The following is an 18,254-nucleotide window of genomic DNA, read 5'->3' on the forward strand; positions in this document are numbered from 1 at the left end:
ATTTTTAAATTTGGACGCGCTTTCAATTCTTTTTGCCAAAATGGTTAAGACGAACATATGCGGTACTGTTTCTTATTACAAAACAGCGTTTTATTTTTGTTAAAAAAATCATATCATCGAGCGAATGTATTTTCAAGAATTTTCTAAAAATAACCCACTTTTTTCTTTTCTTTTTTGACTTCAGCGCAGCGGCTGGGACTTGGAAAAAGCTTTCCTGCATTTAATAGATTTTTAGGATTAAATACTTCTCGTATATTCGTTTGTGCTTGAATTTCATCTTCATTAAAAACAAATCGCATTTCTTCTTTTTTTTCAATGCCCACACCGTGTTCCCCGGTAATCGTTCCTCCTACTTCTGCACATACTTGCAAACATGCGCTTCCGGCTTCGAGTGCTTTTTCAGTTTCCCCCGGCTTTCTAGCATCAAATAATACAAGCGGATGCAAGTTCCCGTCTCCAGCGTGAAAAATATTGGCAATGCGAAGGCCAGATTCTTCGCTAATTTTGTTGATTCGCTTCAGCACTTGAGGCAGTTTACTTCTTGGAATAACGCCGTCTTGTACGAGGTAGTCAGGGGATATAGCTCCCATCGCTCCAAATCCTGTTTTGCGATTTGCCCACCACCTGGCGCGCTCTTCTTCACTTTCAGCTACTTTCACTTCCCGTACGTTTTGTTTTTTGCATACGTCTAAAATACGTAGGATTTGCTCTTCGATACCGGCTGAAATGCCGTCTACTTCAATTAATAAAAGAGCTTCAATATCTCTAGGGTGTCCGACTGGAAACGCAGCAGCTTCCACTCCTTCAATGGCGGTTTTATCCATCATTTCAAGCGCAGCGGGCACAATGCCGGCTGATATAATGTCGGATACCGCTTGACTGCCGTCTTCTACGCGGTCGAAATAGGCAAGTACCGTTTGTTTGGCTTCGGGGTTTTTCAAAATGCGCACCGTAATTTTTGTAACGATTCCTAACGTCCCTTCTGATCCTGTTAAAAGTCCTAATAAATCATATCCCGGTTCATCTGGAATACCTTGCTTGCCAAGTTTAATCACATCTCCATTTGGAAGCACCACCTCTAGCCCTAAAATATGGTTGGTAGTTACGCCATATTTTAGACAGTGTGCCCCTCCCGCGTTTTCCGCTACATTTCCACCAATGGTGCAGCAATACTGACTCGAAGGATCGGGTGCATAATAATATCCTTTTTCAGAGATTGAATTAGTTAACTTAAGATTAATAAATCCGGGCTCTACCACGGCACGTCTGTTTTTATAGTCGACGCTAAGCAGCCGCTTCATTTTTACTAAACTAATAATCACTTCGTTATTAAGCGGAATCGCTCCTCCGCTCAGTCCTGTGCCTGCTCCTCTTGCAAGAAAAGGCAAGTCATGTTCATTGCAGTATTTAACAATGCTAGAAACTTCTTTCGTATTTTTAGGAAATAACACCGCTTTAGGCAAGTGTCTGTGAATAGTAAACCCATCGCAGTCGTACGCAAGTAAATCTTCTTTGTGATACAAAATAGAATGAGCATCTACTAGTTGAGAAAGATTTTTCACGTGAAGATCTTTTATTTTATTTTTCTTCAACACGATGCTCTTCCTCCTCTTCTTTTTGATAGGCCCACTCCAAAAGCTGTACCGTGTGAACAATTTGCTGACTTCGTCCATATTTTTTCACTCCTACTGCCATCTGCAGCATACATCCTGGGTTTCCCATTGAAATCATTTCTACGTCAGGGGGCACATTTTCCATTTTACTTTGAAGCACGGCTCCCGCCATGTCAGGGTTTGTTAAATTATAAATTCCTGCGCTTCCACAGCATCTGTCTGCGTTAGCCATATGAACCATTTCAACTCCCGGAATAGAAAGCAAAATATCTCTTGGTTCTTCTCTAACTCCTTGACCATGAGCTAAATGACAAGCGTCGTGATACGTAATGCGCGTATGCAGCTTCGCCTGCGGAGGGCGATATCCTGTATCGTGAAGGTATTTTGAAATATCCTGGACTTTTTTAGCAAAGACTTCGGCTTTTTCAAGCCACTCTTGCTCTTCTTCTCTAAATAGTTCAGGATACTCTTTTAACATGCAGCCGCATCCCGCAGCGTTTACAATAATGGTATCGGCATGCTGAAACGCTTCTATATTTTTTTTGGCAAGCTGCCTTCCCATGTCTCGGTCTCCTGCATGAACGTGCAAAGCACCACAGCACGTCTGAGAATGAGGAATAACAACGTCGTTTCCGTTTCTTCTTAATACATTAAGAGTCGCTTCGTTAATATCACTGAACATGACGTCCATAATGCAGCCCGTTAAAAAAGCAACTTCGGCTTTTCTTTCGGCTTTTGCTTTTAGAACGCGTTCTTTTTTATATTTTTTTCGAACAGAACGGGTAATTTTAGGCATTACATGTTCCATTTCTGCTAGATGTGTTGGCATCATATTTAACATGCCTGTTGTGCGAACCATTTTTTGCATCCCGCTTTTTTGATACAGCTTTAATAGACTTCCTGCAGCTTCTAAGCGATGGGAATGAGGAAAAAGTTCCTTTAGAAAAAACTTGCTGATCATTCCTTTCCATCCCGTCAAAGGCATCGCCTGACGAATTTGGCCGCGAGCTTCTTCAATGAGTCCGCCAACGTCTACATTTGCAGGACAAGCAGTTGTACAGGCACGGCAGTCCAAACAAGCAAATACAGGATCTGTAAACTGTTCATTCACGCTTATCTTTCCTTCTGCTACCGATTTGATAAGGTGCACGCGTCCTCTTGGTGAATGCTGTTCTTGCCCCGTTATTTCGTAAGTAGGACAAGACTCCAAGCACATTCCGCAGTGTACACAATCCGCCCATTTTTTTTCGTCTGGCGCGTCTTTCCACAAATAATTGCTAACGCTTTGACATGGAGCATCTTTGATATCCGCTTTCGCTGAATTCACTTAGATTCCTCCTATAAATCGTTTATAGTTAAGCACATTTTTAGCGTCCACCTTTGCTTTAATTCCTGCTAGTAACGGAAAATGAGAAGGTTTTTCTCCCCATACATTGACTTTTTGACGCAGTATAAAAGGCAAATGTTTAACGACCACATATCCTCCGTACGTTTTAGCTGTTTCAGTAAATGAAGTGATAACGGAAAGAATGGCTTCTTCTGAGCCCTTTATGTAGACTGAGCAAAGACCGTGTCCAACTCCTCCATGTGCTTTTACCAGCATGGGAAGGGATGTTTTTAAAGCAGTACTTTTGTTTATCACGTCAAGTACATTCATATTTGGTACACCGACTTTTAAAGTGGCTTCCGTTTCCTCTTCGGAAGAACAGCATGCACCATTTGGACTAATGTTACTAAAAAATCCCCAAAATACCTCGGCTTCTTTTTCATGAAGCACTTTTAAAATCGTATCAGACGGCTGGATGCTTTTGATGTAATTCTCTTGATAATGAACGGAACTTTCCACATCTTCAAAGCTGATTACAAGCGTAAACAGATGCTGCCCTATTACATCTTCAGCTAGAGAAGGATTTAATAATTCCAAGGAAACGGGCTCTATCATGGAGTCTAAGACTTTGCTAACAAACGCATGAATTTCTTCGATATTGCCTGTTGAAAAAGAAAGAAAAAGAACGCTTTGATACTTGGGCAGCGGACGCAGCTTTAACGTTATTTCGGATATAACGCCGAGCGTTCCCATTGAACCAATAAACAGCTTATTCATATCATAGCCAGCCACGTTCTTGACGACTTTTCCCCCTGAACGAACAATGGTTCCATCTGAATATACGACTCTCATACCGATTACTGCATCTCGAGCTGATCCATAAGACAAGCGCTTTGGGCCACTTTCATTCGCTGCAATAACTCCGCCGATTGTAGCGTAGTCTCCTAGAGCTGGATCAAGTGAAACTTGCTGATTGTACGTTTTTAAATACGTTTGCAGCTCTCCAAACGGCGTACCAGCTTTTACAGTAACCGTCATATCGCCTACTGTATGTTCAACAATTCCGCTGTATTCAGTCAGCGAAAGCAAAAGATCTGCTGTGTCTATAAGCCCGCCAAAGCCTTTTTTGGTACCGTTCCCTTCAATGATGACTTTTTTTCCGTGTTCCGCCGCATACCTTAAAACGGCTGCTATTTCTTGTTCTGAAGTTGGCTTAACATGCACGGACCCGTTATTTCCAAGGAAGTGATTCATATGCTGTTCTTCAAGTGTGGAAGGATGAGATAAAATGGATTTTAAATGACCTGGAAGTTCTAACGTACTCAATAAATTGACTCCTCTCGTTTTGTAATAGCAAACAACGTTTCACTAATAACATACAGAAGTGCCATGTATAATACGACTGAAAGTAGTAGATTAATAAGAAGAATAATTAGTAGAATAGATGAAAAGATATATTTTAAGCGCTTACAATCATTTAATCACCTATTCTTGGGATTTTCAACCAGTATTTTCTTCTTATCAACAAAAAAATGTCCGTTCTTTAGAAAAAAAGTTTCTTTTAGTACTTGCCTATCACGAAAGTATTAGAATATAATGTAAGCGAATTCATTTTTACATAAGTCATCAGATGACCTTATCATCGTAGTTTTAATGGTTTCGTTTTACTAAATTCGTAGTTCACTAATTTGAAAATGAGGTGTTAGTTATGACATGGACACAGCAGTTCACTCCTGTAGGAAACAGCGTCATTTGGTCTTCATTAATCGCTTTGATTCCTATTCTTTACTTCTTTTGGGCTCTGGCTATTAAACGAATGAAAGGTTATATGGCTGGGATTACAACCTTACTGGTCGCACTTGCCGTTGCGATGCTTGCCTATAAAATGCCGGCTAGCATGGCTTTTATGTCAGCTAGTCAAGGAGCTGTATACGGTATACTGCCGATTGGATGGATTATCATTACATCCGTTTTTCTTTACAAACTAACTGTAAAAACCGGTCAGTTTGATATTATTCGTACCTCTGTCGTATCTATTACAGAAGATCGCAGACTTCAAGCTTTGTTGGTTGCTTTTTCGTTTGGGGCTTTTCTTGAAGGTGCTGCTGGTTTTGGCGCACCTGTTGCGATTTCAGCAGCTTTGCTGGTAGGCCTAGGTTTTAATCCGCTGTATGCCGCGGGCTTATGTTTATTAGCAAATACAGCACCCGTTGCTTTTGGTGCAATCGGTATTCCTATCACGGCTATGGAGGGTCCTACTGGAGTAGCGGCAATGGAAATCTCTAAAATGGTAGGCCGCCAGCTTCCTTTTATTTCTGTATTTATTCCGCTATATTTGGTTTTTGTAATGGCTGGATTTAAGAAAACAGTAGAAGTACTCCCTGCTATTCTAGTATCGGGCGTCTCTTTTGCTCTTACACAGTTTGTCAGCTCTAACTTTTTAGGACCTGAACTTCCCGATATTTTATCGGCACTCGTTTCACTTTTTGCGCTCGCTATTTTCTTAAAATTCTGGAAACCGAAAACAACGTTTCGCTTTCAATCTGAAAAAGCAGCACATGAAGTAGCTTCCGCTTCGGCTGAGCCAAGAGAAACTCAAGGTCAGCCCGCATTCACGGGGGCTCAAATTGCAAAGGCGTGGTCACCTTTTTTAATTTTAACGATCTTTATTTCCATATGGGGAATTCCTCAAATTAAAACCGCTCTGACGGGACATTATGAAGGAGCTAACGCTTTTTTGAGCGCTATCAATTCCGTCGGACATTATTTAACGTTTATGCCAGAAGTACCTTGGTTAAATAATTTAATTTTAAATGGAAATGGAGAACCAATTGCGGCAGTGTATAAGTTAGAATTACTAGGCGCTGCGGGCACAGCTATCCTGTTGTCTGCTGTTGTCACAAAATTTATCGTCAACATCTCTTGGAAAGAATGGTTTATTACGTTTAACGAGACGTGTAAAGAATTAGCGCTGCCGCTGCTTACGATTATGTCCGTTGTGGCATTTGCTTACGTGACAAATGCTTCTGGAATGAGTACAACATTAGGACTGCTGTTAGCTAAAACAGGCGCGTTATTTCCCTTTTTCTCTCCTGTACTCGGCTGGCTTGGTGTTTTTATTACAGGATCAGATACATCAGCCAACTTATTGTTCGGCAATTTGCAAAAAATCACGGCCACGTCTATTGGAATGGATCCGCTTCTTGCGCTTGCAGCAAACTCTTCGGGCGGAGTAACCGGTAAAATGATTTCACCGCAGTCCATCGCCGTCGCCTGTGCTGCGGTTGGGCTGGCAGGAAAAGAATCCGATTTGCTTCGTTTTACGGTGAAGCACAGCTTATTTTTACTGCTGATTGTCTGCCTACTAACATTTTTACAATCCAATGTATTATCGTGGATGATTCCTTAATCAAAAAAGCTTCCGCAGCTAGAGGTGAACCTCTGCACGGAAGCCTTTTTCTTTTAGTTAAGATCGATTAATGGCATATACAACAAATAAAACTATGTCTAGCAAAATCATGACAACACCGACAAGCAGCCAGATGTTTCCTTGCGTCTTTTTCTCTCCTTCTTGCATTTCAAACGCTCGAATAGCAAATACAATTCCAAGGGTAAACACGAGAAAAAACAGCTGACGGTAATCAAAAAACGACAGTACGACAAAAATTAAAGTGAAAAACACCATAATCATTTCTAGGATCCGATAAGGCTGCTTTTGACATGCTAATAATAGTTTCATTTCTTGACCTACTTTCATCCCGTTTCTAATAGCGTTATTTTACTATTAATTTTAAATGAGATGTTAGTGTTTCGGGCACTGTTCACTGTTTTGTAACAAAAAAAGCGTACGTTAGTTAAACGCACGCTTCTCCTTTTATTCATTTACATTTGGATTCATTGGATTATCCATCCCTGTTTTATCTTGAATTTTTTTATAGATAAAATACGTGTAGACGGCAATTAAAATGGAGAATGCCCACGTAACGGCTTGACGGAATACAATCATGTTCCCGTACCCTTCTACTCCGTACTTTTGAATCAATACGTATTTTACAATTGCTAAAAATACATAGCGACCTGCGAACAGTACTGTAAGCCAGTTCATCATTTTGAATAAATCAGGCTGGTGGAAGAGCTTAAGAGAATCTTCTCGCTTATAGCCCATTAAGTACGCCGTATCTACAAAAAAGTACAAACCAATTGGCTTTTTTATCACAATGGTAAAAAGGACAACTACAGCCAGTCCAATCATAAAGTATACTTGATTGTTTAACATCGTCGCTGCGTTTCCTGAAATTAAATCAATAATGGTACGTGCCAGCAGCGTAATGACAATAAACAATCCTGTTACGTTAAACTGGCGATCTTTAATAAATGTATAAATGGTATACACAAACGCTGGTGCTGTTGAAAGCAAAATGGCATAGTAATCACCAATAATGTCTTTTCCTTGATTCCATATTAGGTAAGGAATAGCGATATAAAAAAGTAAATCAAACCATACTCGTTTTGTATTGTTCATATATAACTCCTTTAAAAACGTTGTTCCTGCTATTATATGGGATACTACGCAAGAAAAAAAGGCTTTTACCTGGAATGTTATGAAATTTTAATCATTTATGTTTAGATCCAAAGCGACAGGGAAAACGATTTCTAGAAAGACTTCAAGAATTATAAACATCGAAACACTTGAGCAGCAATACATGTGCCACAAGTGAAAAATGCTGAAAGGATTGATTCATTATCGCACTTCACCTAACGTACACGTCAGAAATGGAAAAGGCCATGCAGCTTTCTCACGGCGTGGGGTATGCTGAATATAGCCGTAAACTAGACAAACGTCTACAGGTGGAAAAAGAACGGGAAAAAGATTATCAGGCTAGCAAAGATATACTTCGTGATATTAACCAGCATCGATAATAAAAAGCCGCTTGCTACCAAGAGTAGCAAGCGGCTTTTTATTTACAAATGAACCAAAATTATACATAATAAGGAAGTGCGTGTATCAAAGAAAGGAACTTACTTATTATGATGGGAAAATTACTGATTATTTGTGTATTTGTAGGAATTATTCACATGATTGAAACACTAGCCTACTCTGTGAGACTCGCGGGCTTGAAAACTGGAAAACTAGTCGTGGCCCTATCTCTTTTTAATATTATTGTCATCGTTTCAAGAACAGCTAATATGGTGCAAGCTCCGCTGACCGGCAAATTAGGAGATGCGGTCCAGTCTAAAGAAGATTTGTCCCTTCTACTTCATCAGCTTCAAACTATCTTGCTCGCGGCCTCTATTGGGACAATCGCAGGTGCTCTTTTAATTCCTAGCTTTGTATCAATCTTCTCTCGCATGATTTCACACTTAGAAGTAGCAGGATCTGTACCCAAAATGATGAAAAACATTACTTCCATACATACGCTGGAAAAAGCAAAAAAACACGTGAAGCGTCCTAGGTGGATTATGCTGTCTCAGCTGCGAATAGGCGGAGTGCCCAAGCGATTGCTTCTTTTAAATTTAATGGCTACGACCATTTATACAGTAGGTGTTCTTTCCACTCTTTATGCTTCTACGCTCGAGCCTACTCTTTCTAAATCGATTCTGATGTCTTCTGGTCTTATTAACGGACTAGCGATGATTACCCTTGCAGTGTTTGTAGATCCGCAAGTAGCCATTCTAACTGAAAAGGTAATGAAAGGTGAATCGACTAAGCAGTCTATGGATAAAATGGTTGGTACACTCGTCATCTCTCGTTTATGCGGGACAGTATGTGCCCAGATTCTCTTAGTCCCCGCTGCTCTTTATATCGCTTGGATTTGTAAATTAATTCCCTAGAAAAAAGACTTCGTTTCAGAAGTCTTTTTATACATATTCTACTTTTTTGTATCCATAAACAGCAGCAATTAAAAGAAGAAAACAGCTCACTAATGTAACAACTACGGTATAGGTGACACTTTGTGACCAGTGCAATTGTTCAAGTATACGACCGGCGTATTGTGACAGCGCTGCAGGACTCCACTTTAATTGATTCGTAAACAAAGTACTTAAAAATGAAAGTGACGCAATAATCAAAATGCTTACCCCAGCAATTCCTCCGCTTTGTAAAAGAAAGGTTCCAGCTGCCACTAGCACGGACAAGATAAAAATCAGCCACAGGCTGTATAAAAGAAAGCTAACTATCATATGAGTCCAATCCACATGTGAAAATAAAAGATTTGTATAATACCACGCTGCTATATAGCTTATAAACATTGAGCCAATAACCAGTACGATTTGGGCAGCCCATTTACTCATAATGTATTGAATGACGCTCACCGGTCTCATCATAACAAGTACAGCCGCATGATTTTGTCGTTCATTTGAAATCATATTCATGCTTGCTAGTACAATCAATAAGATTCCTATTGTGCTATATTGTGAAAGGACACCTTGCAATACTTCTTGACCGCTTGGCGTAGGAAGTTGAATAATTGCTCCTTTTGGCAAATTCCCTGCCATGTCAATGATTTGTGGCATATAATAATTCGTTAAAGGCTGTGTGATGCCTAGCAAAATTAGAGAGATGGGCAGCCAAATTGCTTTGCCGTTCGCAAATAATTCATGCAGCTCCTTTTTAAATAAGATTCCAAATATATTCATTTATTCATCACCTCTAGATACACATCTTCGAGAGAATGCTGTTTTCGTTCAAATAAAACAAGATTTGTTTGTTGATCAACAAGCAGTTGAAGCAGCTGCTGCTGCTGAGATGTATCTTTTACACTTACAGTGGCTTTATAAGGAGAATGAAACAGTACCTGTTCACTTGGCAAACTGCTAAATGATGCAGGGAGCCTTTCTTCTGTTTCAATCGTAAAAGCAGGATCCGCAAACTCTTGGCGCAGCGAACTCTTTGTTCCATTCCATTTCATGCGTCCGTTTTTAATCATAATCATGTTATCGCATATTTGTTCTGCATCATGCAAAATGTGAGTTGAAAAAAGGATGGTCGTATCTTTTTTTAATGTTTCGATAATCATTAGGACATCTTTTCTGCCTTCAGGATCCAAAGCCGAAACGGGTTCATCTAAAATTAGCAGTTCAGGTTTATGTAACAAGGCCTGCGCCAAGCCTAAACGTTGTTTCATTCCTCCAGAAAAGCCAGCAATTTTCTGCTTTTCCTTTCCTTTTAAACCTACCGTTTCAAGTACTTCATCTATTCGTTGAGAAAGCACATTCTTTGAAATGTTAGATAAAAGACCTAAAAAAGTTAAATACTGCTGAGGCGTCATCCAATTAAAAAACGTAGGATGCTGCGGCAGAAAGCCAATAAATGATCGTACGTCTTGATGCTGTTTATCTTCAAAAGAAATTTTCCCTTTATTAGGTGCAGTAAGACCTGCAATCATATGCAAAGTAGTCGTCTTACCTGCACCATTAGGGCCTAACAATGCTGCACATTTTCCTTTATCGAGATTAAATGAAAGGTTATTTACAACGGTTATATTGCGATACGTTTTTGTCAGTCCTTCTACTTGCATAAACATCTTCGCTCCACCTCACTGTTTTTTACGTCCTAAAACAAAATATAAAACGGGGCCAACTGTACTTACACATAAAATGATGAGTCCCCATAGCCATTTTGGTCCGTTTGTCTCTTCTTGCTTTATGCAGCTTATTAACGCTGGAATCATTAAAAGCAATTGTAAGAATAGAATTGGAGCAATTAACAACCAGTTAATTTCATTCATTTATATCCCCCTTTTTTTTCGTGCTGGAAGCCAAATAATAAAAACCCAATAAAAAAGCGTTGGCATTGGAATTTGAATCAGTCCCCATATTCCCCAAAACCATGGATGGGCGCCGCGTTTTTTTGCATTGATAAAAAGTAGAAAGCTTTGAAGAAGGAGAAATGGTGAAATAAACAGCACAAGAATCCATTTTTCATTCATTATAAAAACAGCTCCTTTTTTCGTTTATAGTGAAAAACGATAAAAGAAAGAGGCGCAACAATGATGCCAATTACCTCAATGGCGATAAATAAGGCAGGTATTTGTAAAATAGCCGTCGCCATTACCGTTAAAATAACAAGTGCTGTCAATGTAAATAAGCATAACTCTTTCCGAAAAGCCTTTTTCTGCTTTTGTTTTTCAATAAGAAGTTGCTCTTTAATGACACGAAGAGAAATATGTTCATGACTTGCTAAACTCTCTAGCTGCTCCCAATCTTTTTTTAAAGAATGCAAGGACTGATTGTCATTTTCTTCTCTCATTCTTTCCACTCCTTTCTCAGTATGTTTACTCCTTTGTTTACTCTTGATTTGACCGTTCCTGCTCGCATATTCAGCATATGGGCAATCTCATCGTATGTATATCCGTAATAATGTCGAAGCAAGACAGGAATTCGAAAGCGTGAATCGAGTTCATTAAAATCGGAAAACATCTCACTCCATTCCACTCCTTTGTATTTAGCTTTCCACTGAAGCTGATGCGATAAAGACTGCTTTATTCGCTGAAGACTGCTTTTTTCACGTTTTTGCTTGCGCAAATAGTCCATGTACAGTCTTGAAGCAATGGATATCATCCAAGTCGAAAACTTTGCTTCATTTTTGTATGAAGAAAGATTCACGTAACACTTCATCATTGCTTCCTGACACAATTCACTGCATAAGTCCTCATCTAATGTCAGCTTTAAAAGGTATTTATATAAAAATGAATGATAGCGCTGAAATAATAATGAAAAGGCATCATCATCACCTTGTAATGCTTTTTGGACAAGGATGAAATCATCTTGTTCCAAAGCGGTCACCCCTCCTTTTTGTTTCATCACCTATATGACGCTTGAGCGATTGAAATCGTTCATTTTTTATATAAAAAAAACGCCCCGCAGGACGTTTTTATTTAGTACGAAGCATTTTTAATCCTTCTTCATCTTCTTCTAATGAATAGACTTCATCGTTTTTAGCGAATAAAACACCGTGGAAGATTTGAAGATCATCATCACAGGCCTCGCAAAATTCCTTTTCGCCTTCGTTCCAAAAGCTAAAGAGCGCTAGTTCATCACTTCGCACGCTTGCGTATTTTTGATGAAATTCATAAATCATCATCGCGTAGTAGCGAAGCGCTTCTTCTTTTTTTTCAAATTCAATGGTTTCAATAATATCTTTTTCCCAGCCTTCTAAAAAAAGCCAAGGTTCACAATCACTTTTTATTTTATGAACTCTCCATTTATCTGTCATGATTGAACATCTCCTTACTTACAGCTTACTTCTAAAAATTCTCTTTTCTTTATTATTCAGCAAAAATAACTTTGAATCAAGTAAAACGGAAAAAAACGCCTATTTTTAGGAAATAGGCGCTAACAAGTTGGCTTAATCTGAACTTCTTTTTTATATTAGTAATAGGCCCTTAAACTATAAGGAACTAAACTGCCCGTATAATACTGGGTAACAGGAGGGAAAACGCCGGCTGAAGGCGTGATTTTCCCCCACCAAGATGGTTTTTTGCCCCACCAGTTATCCATCGCTCCATCAGGTGACACGACAAATCCAATTGGACGTGCAAAAGAAGGCATAAAATACGGATAAAACGAATACTGAAAAGGCGTGTAGAAAGAAGAGTAAAACATCTCTTTCCTTATCCGTTTCCGAAGCCGTTTTGGTCAGAACCATCCGGATCGAGCGTATTTGTATTAGAAAGTCCCGAATTTGTATTTACACAAATTCCTGTATTTGAAGACCCTGAACCTTGCGCAGTTTTACTGTTACTTTTTGGAGAAACATAGTACGTGTCGCCAAATGTAACGACTCCTCCTGTAACATTTGGAATCACTACATGATTAATAACAATCGGCATTATCCTCACCCTTTTTATTTTCATCGTGATGTAATATATGAATGATTTATCAAAAGGGTTATAAATTAATGGATATAAATAAAAAATCCCCCTGCAGAGTGGGGTATTTTTACGCTTTTACCTCTTTTTTAGAATGACTTAATTCATCTCGAAGAATATCAAAATCTCGTTCTGCTACTTCTTCAATTTTAGTATACAACTCATTCTCTGTTAGAAGTCCTTTTTCTTCAAGTATTTCGACAAGAGCCTTAAACTTTATTCTAGATAAAAGCATTTCGTTGACCGTGCTCTCTGTTGGACGTTCATTTTTCACTTGTTCTTTTTCTTTAACAGGTTCTTGCTGCAGCTTCACTCTGAAAACAATATTTGTATGATCTGTAATTTCAGGTGACTGATAAAATGTGCTATGCGAAATGTTTTTTAGTGTTAGCGTTTCTTTTGTCTCCATATTTGTTACTTCAAAGTACGGATCCTCAAAAAATGCATCATATTTATCATAAGCTGCTTTGCCTACAACCGAAAAAGAAAAGTTTAGCCTTTTCAACTCTTCACCTGTATTCGCATCAGTAATCATTTTTTCTTCAAACATATCAACGTGAAAATTTACGTTATTAATCATTAGTTGTGTCAATTCAATCGCCTCCTTCTTTATTAATACGACATGGAGTGACAAGTTCCCTGTTTTTTTATATAAAAAAACATCTCCCAAAAATGGGGATGTTTTTCAAAGAGCTAGAAAAATGCTTTTTTTAGCTCTACAATTCTTCTTCTGCTTTGTCATATTTGCGTTCGTGCGCCGTATCTTCTTCGTTATCACGAATGGTTTTTTGGAGCACAAAAGCGGACAAATTTGACTACTGATAAATGTTGATATAACAGCTTTCCGTATGTAATTTAAGCTTATCTTATCATTTATGTAGTCTTTTTATCAATATAATTATGCAGAAAATCACTCGACAAATTTATTTTCATAATCAACTTGCATATTCGGTTTTAAAATCTTGTAACTCACGAAGTGTTTCTTTGGCTTGTGGAACATCTTTTTCAGGATTAAGGAAATTATCTTCTGGAGTCATTAAAGCAAATCCATAACGGTTAATCAATTCATCTAATAGTGATAAGTTGTAACATTGTTCACTACAAAAATTATCATGATTACGTACATAGGATGCATTTGTTAGTATATGAATTGCGTCTACTGATAAAATTGTTTCTGGAATGGCAACTCTATATTTTATTTTCTTTTGGTTAACTTCTTTTTTACATTTTTCACAATTTGTATCTTTCATTAAGTAATTCCCTCCTTTTTCACTATATTTCTACAATTAGGAGAAAAAACCTGCGGAAAAATACCTATTTTTTCTGTATTTCTTCTTGTGTTTTCTCTTCTTCTTTTTTCTTTAATAGTTTATGGGCTTTCAATTCGTATATTACGTATAGTATTTGTTCCATAACCTGAATTACTTCCCTTAAATCCATTGTATCTGGACTAACTATGGAATGTACTGCTTTATTTCCTATCTCTTTAATTTTATTTAAAATTAATGCCTGCGGAAAAATTATATAACCTTTTTCATAAAGTCCAAAGATTCTTGCTGGTAAAGTACTATTATACATTTCTTTACCTGTTTTCTCTTCAATCTCTATAGTTCCATCATCTCTGTAAACATGCCCTTTTTTAACCTTCAGTTCTTTACAAACTCCTTCAATTAATGTTCTTAAACCTGAAGCACATAGAACATTGTGTCTCATGTTATAAGAATCAATGATTTGCTTATATAAATCATAAAGAATTTTAGGCATGTGAGGAAAGGTTCTTTTATCTAGATTTAACCTTTCTTCAAATCTATCTATAGCACTTTTATTAATTGGTTCTTCAGGAAAAGGTTTAAAGATCGCTTTCCACTCTCTATGACCATTGATGTACTCCCACGTATGCTCATCGGCATATTCTTCTACAAATGTTACTCTATCACAGCCTGCACATTTAGTTATATGATATTTGGCATTCCAAAACATATCGTCACTTTCATCATACATTTCTTCATAAGTATGTATAATATTATGATTTGTTTTCTGGTTACAAGAAAAACAATAAACTTTTTCGCCTAATTGTTCCATTTTTATCACCCTACTAAATTTTAAAACAGCTTTCAGGATAATACTAGGAAAATATTTGCAGATGTATCAACTGAAATTCTGTATCATTTTATAAATTGTTCAAGTGGACTCCTTGTTGAAAATTACTATAACACTCTAAACCCAATCATTCTTACTCTATTTGTCCTTTTTCTCAGGTTTTCTATTTATGTAATCCCTCATCATACTTTCTATTATGTCCAGAATTTCTTTTCTTCTTTCTTCAGTTGGTTCTAATACAGTTATCTTTCCCATTTTCAATTTATTAGTTTTTCCCATGATGTACTTCCTCCTGTTGTTAAACCTAAGAATAAAGATTAAATCTGAATGTTCTATTTGTCAAATGATGGTTTTTTTAACATTTATAATTAATTGACTTTTATCTAACGCTATAATAGGCTTTAAAGCATTTATCCATTCTTTTTAATAACTTTATCTTTCAAAATTGGTTGAAATTACATGATGTAAGAGCATTTCTCAGGAAATATGGTCATATAATTGTAGTTTTTAATTAATTTACTTTTAATTAAAAAAGAACAGCTTAAAATTAAGCTGCTTTACATCATTTGTAATAGGGATTTTAACAACATTGGTAGTAGCTGAATAAGCACGTATGTTAAGCTAGTTTTAGTCATCCATGAGATACTTTTATCTTTAAAATTAAGGATATATAGTAATCCAGCGATACCTATAATAACACTCGCTATTGGATACGAAGCGACACATAAAATATCTAAGAACGGCTCAATATGATCATACATAGCGTTCGTACCCATTTCTTTAGTCTGTTCGACTGGGTGTAACGCCCAATCTAATACAGATTCAAAAGGGGCAGCAGTTCCTATCATATCCCCTTTATTCATGAAATCTCCAATTGCTCCAACGGTTTGAACTTTGCCCCACATGCTGCAATCCCCCTTAAAATCCTGCTGTAACCGATACTAATAAGCGCATAAGCAATGGAGATAGTTGAACTAAGATGTAACCAATCGTTGCACCTTGAAGCATTTCAACTGCTTTAGGACGATTTCCAATCAACCAATAGATACCTGCTGCACTAAAGACTAGGAATGTAATAGGATAAGATAAACCTTGAACAAGGTCAGTAAGTGGTTGGAATGCTGTAATAATCTTTTGTGATACTTCAGTTTTAACAGATGTACTAGCAGTAACGGATTCAGCGAATGAGAATGTAGGCATTGCAGAGAAGATAAGAGGAAGTGTAGTACCAGTAGCTAATAATGGAACGATGTCTTTCTTAGGGGAAGTAGTTGTTGAGGGATTTAAAAACTCTTTTACTGTACCAACCGTTTGAATTTTGTTTGACTTAAACATATTAACCAGCTCCCAATCGTTTATTGAAAATCAGTAATCATGAAAATCTGTGCATTTAAACCTTCACAAAGCTTCTCCAATTGTTTACGTCTATATTCAGTAGTGGTCATCCAGACTAGTTGAATCGAACTTTTACCGAATGCATTAATCTCAATCAACTTTCGATACTTTTCCATTTTGGTTCTGTTAGCATTCATTTTTTGTTCATGATCTATTTCAATAAGGTATCGTGTATTATCCTCTACAAAGGTTGCATCACATACAATAGTGGCTATTTTGTGCTTTATGCGTTGTTCATTCTTCCATGTTTCAGGTTGACTAAAGGCAATATAGAGAGCATTACGCATGATGTAGTGACGAGCTGTAGTTGTTTTCTTAATGACTCTTGGACAGTCAACGCGTTCCCTTCCCTCTTTAGACAAGTAATAGATTGTTTCCCCATCTCTAAATGAGTTTAAATATTCATCCATCGACTTTAAGAACTTTTGGGCATTTCTATCACCTTTTAAATCATGTAAAGTCTGAATCTGTGAACGGCTAAGATAGTTCAGTGTCTTCAAAGATTGCAATATCGCATCTATCTTCTGTTCTCTCTTCGCATATTTCTGCATTCTCTTCACCCTTTCGAGGTGTGATAACAATGTTTGGAGTGACAACATCATTGATAGTGTCATCATTTATGAGGTAAGTTTGAACAAGTTTTCTTCCTGCTGGTGTACGGTAGATACATCTTCCTTGATATTGAATAAGCTCTGCACCTGTTTGATCAAGTACAGTTTCAGATTGAGTGTCTGTTTCTAATCGAAAGCAAAGTGTAGTTGCTGAATTGGCTTTTATCTGATTTGGCATTACATCACCGACTGGATATTGTGTACTGTAGATTAGCGTATAACCCATTGAGTGACCGATGCGGGTGATAAAACTCATGTATGCCTGTGCTTCTTTTGCAAGCTCCTTGTATTGAGGTGGAACTTGTGAAGGAGCTAGTTCTGATGCTTCATCAACAATGATAAAGTGACGTTTCTTAATTCCTGCCTTATGAACATTATTAAATTTCTTTTCTCTCAAGTGCTGTTGTCTTGCTTGAACATCCTCTTTAATCTGTTTTAAAACCTCTACAGCACCTTCTAAATCATCTTTGAAGTTTACTGTTTGTTTACAGTCCTCAAAGTACATCATTTCTAACCCACCCTTTAAATCAATTAAGGTTAACATCGTCTCATCTGGTTTGTTATTTAACAGAGTGCTTATAAGAAGTTTTAGTAGAGCTGACTTACCAAATGTAGTTGCACCAGCTACAATAAAATGTCCTTTAGCTAAATCAATGAATACTGTCCCTTCTCTCGTCTCTCCAAGTGGCATATTCCATCCTTTACACTTCTTCCACTTCTCAGAATTAAATTCAACCTTGCTTGGCATGTCGTTTTCGTAAACTTTTACTCTTAGCATTCCATCGTAGGACATATCGATTGATTTTCTTATCAAATGTTTTTCCTTGATAATTTTTTGTAGATACTCTACTTTACCTTTCCATGTTCTGATAGCTCGTAATTTTTTGAAGTTAATCTTCTTAATATCGAATAAGCTAATTGAGTGCAAGGTTTTCTTATTGTTCAAGCCATCCTCAAACTTAGCGAATTTATCCATGAAGTCATCAAATGACAAGCCTAATGGAATTTGATAAATGTACTCAGCATAGAGCCTATTCTTTTTTCGGTTTAGTGGATCTCGTCTTTTGATGATGATCGATTGACCATCTTTTTTTAGTCCATTATTGTCTGCAATTTGTTTTATCTTTTTTGCATCGTCTCCTGATCGTCCATCTTGTTTTAATTTAGCAACTCCAAAAACGGAAGCTGCCGTAATTCCTGTAGCTAATTCAAGAAGCATATCACCACACCCTTCTGCTTTTTATACGTAGTATAGTCCCTTATTAAACGAACTAGATGGAATAAAGTTAAAGTATTGATAGAATAGCATTTTAAAATTCGTTTGAGAGTTCACCGTGCG

At 37.4% G+C, this 18,254-nt stretch carries 24 protein-coding genes; 2 read left to right on the forward strand and 22 right to left on the reverse strand.

Annotated elements, in window-relative coordinates; translation table 11 throughout:
- Positions 1-143: 143 nt before the first annotated feature.
- From LJY09_RS14405 to LJY09_RS14415, 3 genes are read right to left on the reverse strand one after another with little or no spacing between them, the layout of a single operon-like run.
- The gene (locus tag LJY09_RS14405; RefSeq protein WP_155010051.1) at positions 144-1,595 is read right to left on the reverse strand and encodes an FAD-linked oxidase C-terminal domain-containing protein; all 1,452 of its coding nucleotides are present in this window, start codon (positions 1,593-1,595) and stop codon (positions 144-146) included.
- Positions 1,579-2,940 (reverse strand): (Fe-S)-binding protein, encoded by a 1,362-nt coding sequence (locus tag LJY09_RS14410; protein WP_155010050.1) that lies wholly within the window; start codon positions 2,938-2,940, stop codon positions 1,579-1,581. The genes LJY09_RS14405 and LJY09_RS14410 overlap by 17 nt, the downstream gene beginning before the upstream one ends.
- The gene (locus LJY09_RS14415; RefSeq protein WP_155010049.1) at positions 2,941-4,266 is read right to left on the reverse strand and encodes an FAD-binding oxidoreductase; all 1,326 of its coding nucleotides are present in this window, start codon (positions 4,264-4,266) and stop codon (positions 2,941-2,943) included.
- A gap of 382 nt (positions 4,267-4,648) precedes the next feature.
- On the opposite strand from LJY09_RS14415, the gene LJY09_RS14420 reads away from it, so the two are divergent.
- On the forward strand, positions 4,649-6,349 hold the full coding sequence (locus tag LJY09_RS14420) for an L-lactate permease (RefSeq protein WP_155010048.1): 1,701 nt from the start codon (positions 4,649-4,651) through the stop codon (positions 6,347-6,349).
- Positions 6,350-6,406: 57 nt separating this feature from the next.
- On the opposite strand, the gene LJY09_RS14425 is transcribed toward LJY09_RS14420, so the two are convergent.
- Both LJY09_RS14425 and LJY09_RS14430 read right to left on the reverse strand, forming a co-directional pair.
- Positions 6,407-6,679, reverse strand: a complete 273-nt coding sequence (locus LJY09_RS14425; protein ID WP_223260190.1) for a hypothetical protein — start codon at positions 6,677-6,679, stop codon at positions 6,407-6,409.
- A 135-nt stretch (positions 6,680-6,814) separates the two neighbouring features.
- A complete protein-coding gene (locus tag LJY09_RS14430; protein WP_013057564.1) occupies positions 6,815-7,462 on the reverse strand; it encodes a VC0807 family protein in 648 nt (215 codons plus the stop codon).
- Between the two features lie 506 nt (positions 7,463-7,968).
- Here LJY09_RS14430 and LJY09_RS14435 point away from each other — a divergent pair.
- A complete protein-coding gene (locus LJY09_RS14435; RefSeq protein ID WP_155010047.1) occupies positions 7,969-8,772 on the forward strand; it encodes a lipid II flippase Amj family protein in 804 nt (267 codons plus the stop codon).
- Positions 8,773-8,799: 27 nt separating this feature from the next.
- Here LJY09_RS14435 and LJY09_RS14440 read toward each other — a convergent pair whose 3' ends face one another.
- From LJY09_RS14440 to LJY09_RS14520, 17 genes are all read right to left on the reverse strand, one after another.
- Positions 8,800-9,576, reverse strand: coding sequence for an ABC transporter permease (locus LJY09_RS14440; RefSeq protein WP_155010046.1), 777 nt, complete (start codon positions 9,574-9,576; stop codon positions 8,800-8,802).
- Positions 9,573-10,463 (reverse strand): ABC transporter ATP-binding protein, encoded by an 891-nt coding sequence (locus LJY09_RS14445; protein WP_155010045.1) that lies wholly within the window; start codon positions 10,461-10,463, stop codon positions 9,573-9,575. Before LJY09_RS14445 ends, LJY09_RS14440 begins: the two co-directional genes overlap by 4 nt.
- 12 nt (positions 10,464-10,475) lie before the next feature.
- A complete protein-coding gene (locus LJY09_RS14450) occupies positions 10,476-10,667 on the reverse strand; it encodes a PLD nuclease N-terminal domain-containing protein (RefSeq protein WP_155010044.1) in 192 nt (63 codons plus the stop codon).
- The gene (locus LJY09_RS14455) at positions 10,668-10,868 is read right to left on the reverse strand and encodes a transcriptional regulator (RefSeq protein ID WP_155010043.1); all 201 of its coding nucleotides are present in this window, start codon (positions 10,866-10,868) and stop codon (positions 10,668-10,670) included. It lies immediately after the preceding gene.
- Positions 10,868-11,188: a YxlC family protein gene (locus LJY09_RS14460; protein ID WP_155010042.1), complete on the reverse strand. Its 321-nt coding sequence runs from the start codon at positions 11,186-11,188 to the stop codon at positions 10,868-10,870. The genes LJY09_RS14455 and LJY09_RS14460 overlap by 1 nt, the downstream gene beginning before the upstream one ends.
- Positions 11,185-11,715 carry an RNA polymerase sigma factor SigY gene (sigY, locus tag LJY09_RS14465; protein WP_013057572.1) on the reverse strand — a complete coding sequence of 177 codons (531 nt, stop codon included), beginning with the start codon at positions 11,713-11,715 and terminating at the stop codon, positions 11,185-11,187. Before sigY ends, LJY09_RS14460 begins: the two co-directional genes overlap by 4 nt.
- A 97-nt stretch (positions 11,716-11,812) precedes the next feature.
- A complete protein-coding gene (locus tag LJY09_RS14470; RefSeq protein ID WP_013057574.1) occupies positions 11,813-12,154 on the reverse strand; it encodes a DUF1033 family protein in 342 nt (113 codons plus the stop codon).
- 155 nt (positions 12,155-12,309) lie between these two features.
- Positions 12,310-12,543, reverse strand: a complete 234-nt coding sequence (locus LJY09_RS14475) for a hypothetical protein (RefSeq protein ID WP_155010041.1) — start codon at positions 12,541-12,543, stop codon at positions 12,310-12,312.
- An 8-nt stretch (positions 12,544-12,551) separates the two neighbouring features.
- A complete protein-coding gene (locus LJY09_RS14480) occupies positions 12,552-12,770 on the reverse strand; it encodes a spore germination protein (RefSeq protein WP_013083687.1) in 219 nt (72 codons plus the stop codon).
- A gap of 109 nt (positions 12,771-12,879) precedes the next feature.
- On the reverse strand, positions 12,880-13,401 hold the full coding sequence (locus LJY09_RS14485) for a hypothetical protein (protein WP_028412881.1): 522 nt from the start codon (positions 13,399-13,401) through the stop codon (positions 12,880-12,882).
- A gap of 343 nt (positions 13,402-13,744) precedes the next feature.
- Positions 13,745-14,059, reverse strand: coding sequence for a hypothetical protein (locus LJY09_RS14490; protein ID WP_228307269.1), 315 nt, complete (start codon positions 14,057-14,059; stop codon positions 13,745-13,747).
- Positions 14,060-14,123: 64 nt separating this feature from the next.
- Entirely contained in the window at positions 14,124-14,891 is a 768-nt protein-coding gene (locus LJY09_RS14495) for a DUF4145 domain-containing protein (RefSeq protein ID WP_228307270.1), read from the reverse strand.
- Positions 14,892-15,047: 156 nt separating this feature from the next.
- Positions 15,048-15,188 carry a hypothetical protein gene (locus LJY09_RS14500; RefSeq protein ID WP_228307271.1) on the reverse strand — a complete coding sequence of 47 codons (141 nt, stop codon included), beginning with the start codon at positions 15,186-15,188 and terminating at the stop codon, positions 15,048-15,050.
- Positions 15,189-15,466: 278 nt separating this feature from the next.
- Positions 15,467-15,814: a hypothetical protein gene (locus LJY09_RS14505; RefSeq protein ID WP_228307272.1), complete on the reverse strand. Its 348-nt coding sequence runs from the start codon at positions 15,812-15,814 to the stop codon at positions 15,467-15,469.
- Positions 15,815-15,827: 13 nt separating this feature from the next.
- Positions 15,828-16,244 (reverse strand): hypothetical protein, encoded by a 417-nt coding sequence (locus LJY09_RS14510; protein ID WP_228307273.1) that lies wholly within the window; start codon positions 16,242-16,244, stop codon positions 15,828-15,830.
- 20 nt (positions 16,245-16,264) lie between these two features.
- Positions 16,265-16,855, reverse strand: a complete 591-nt coding sequence (locus LJY09_RS14515) for a replication-relaxation family protein (protein ID WP_228307274.1) — start codon at positions 16,853-16,855, stop codon at positions 16,265-16,267.
- Positions 16,782-18,134: an FtsK/SpoIIIE domain-containing protein gene (locus LJY09_RS14520; RefSeq protein ID WP_228307275.1), complete on the reverse strand. Its 1,353-nt coding sequence runs from the start codon at positions 18,132-18,134 to the stop codon at positions 16,782-16,784. Before LJY09_RS14520 ends, LJY09_RS14515 begins: the two co-directional genes overlap by 74 nt.
- Positions 18,135-18,254 lie beyond the last annotated feature (120 nt).

Origin of the sequence: Priestia sp. J2 (assembly GCF_020790095.1) — a bacterium.
In the GTDB taxonomy this organism is placed as follows: domain Bacteria; phylum Bacillota; class Bacilli; order Bacillales; family Bacillaceae_H; genus Priestia; species Priestia zanthoxyli.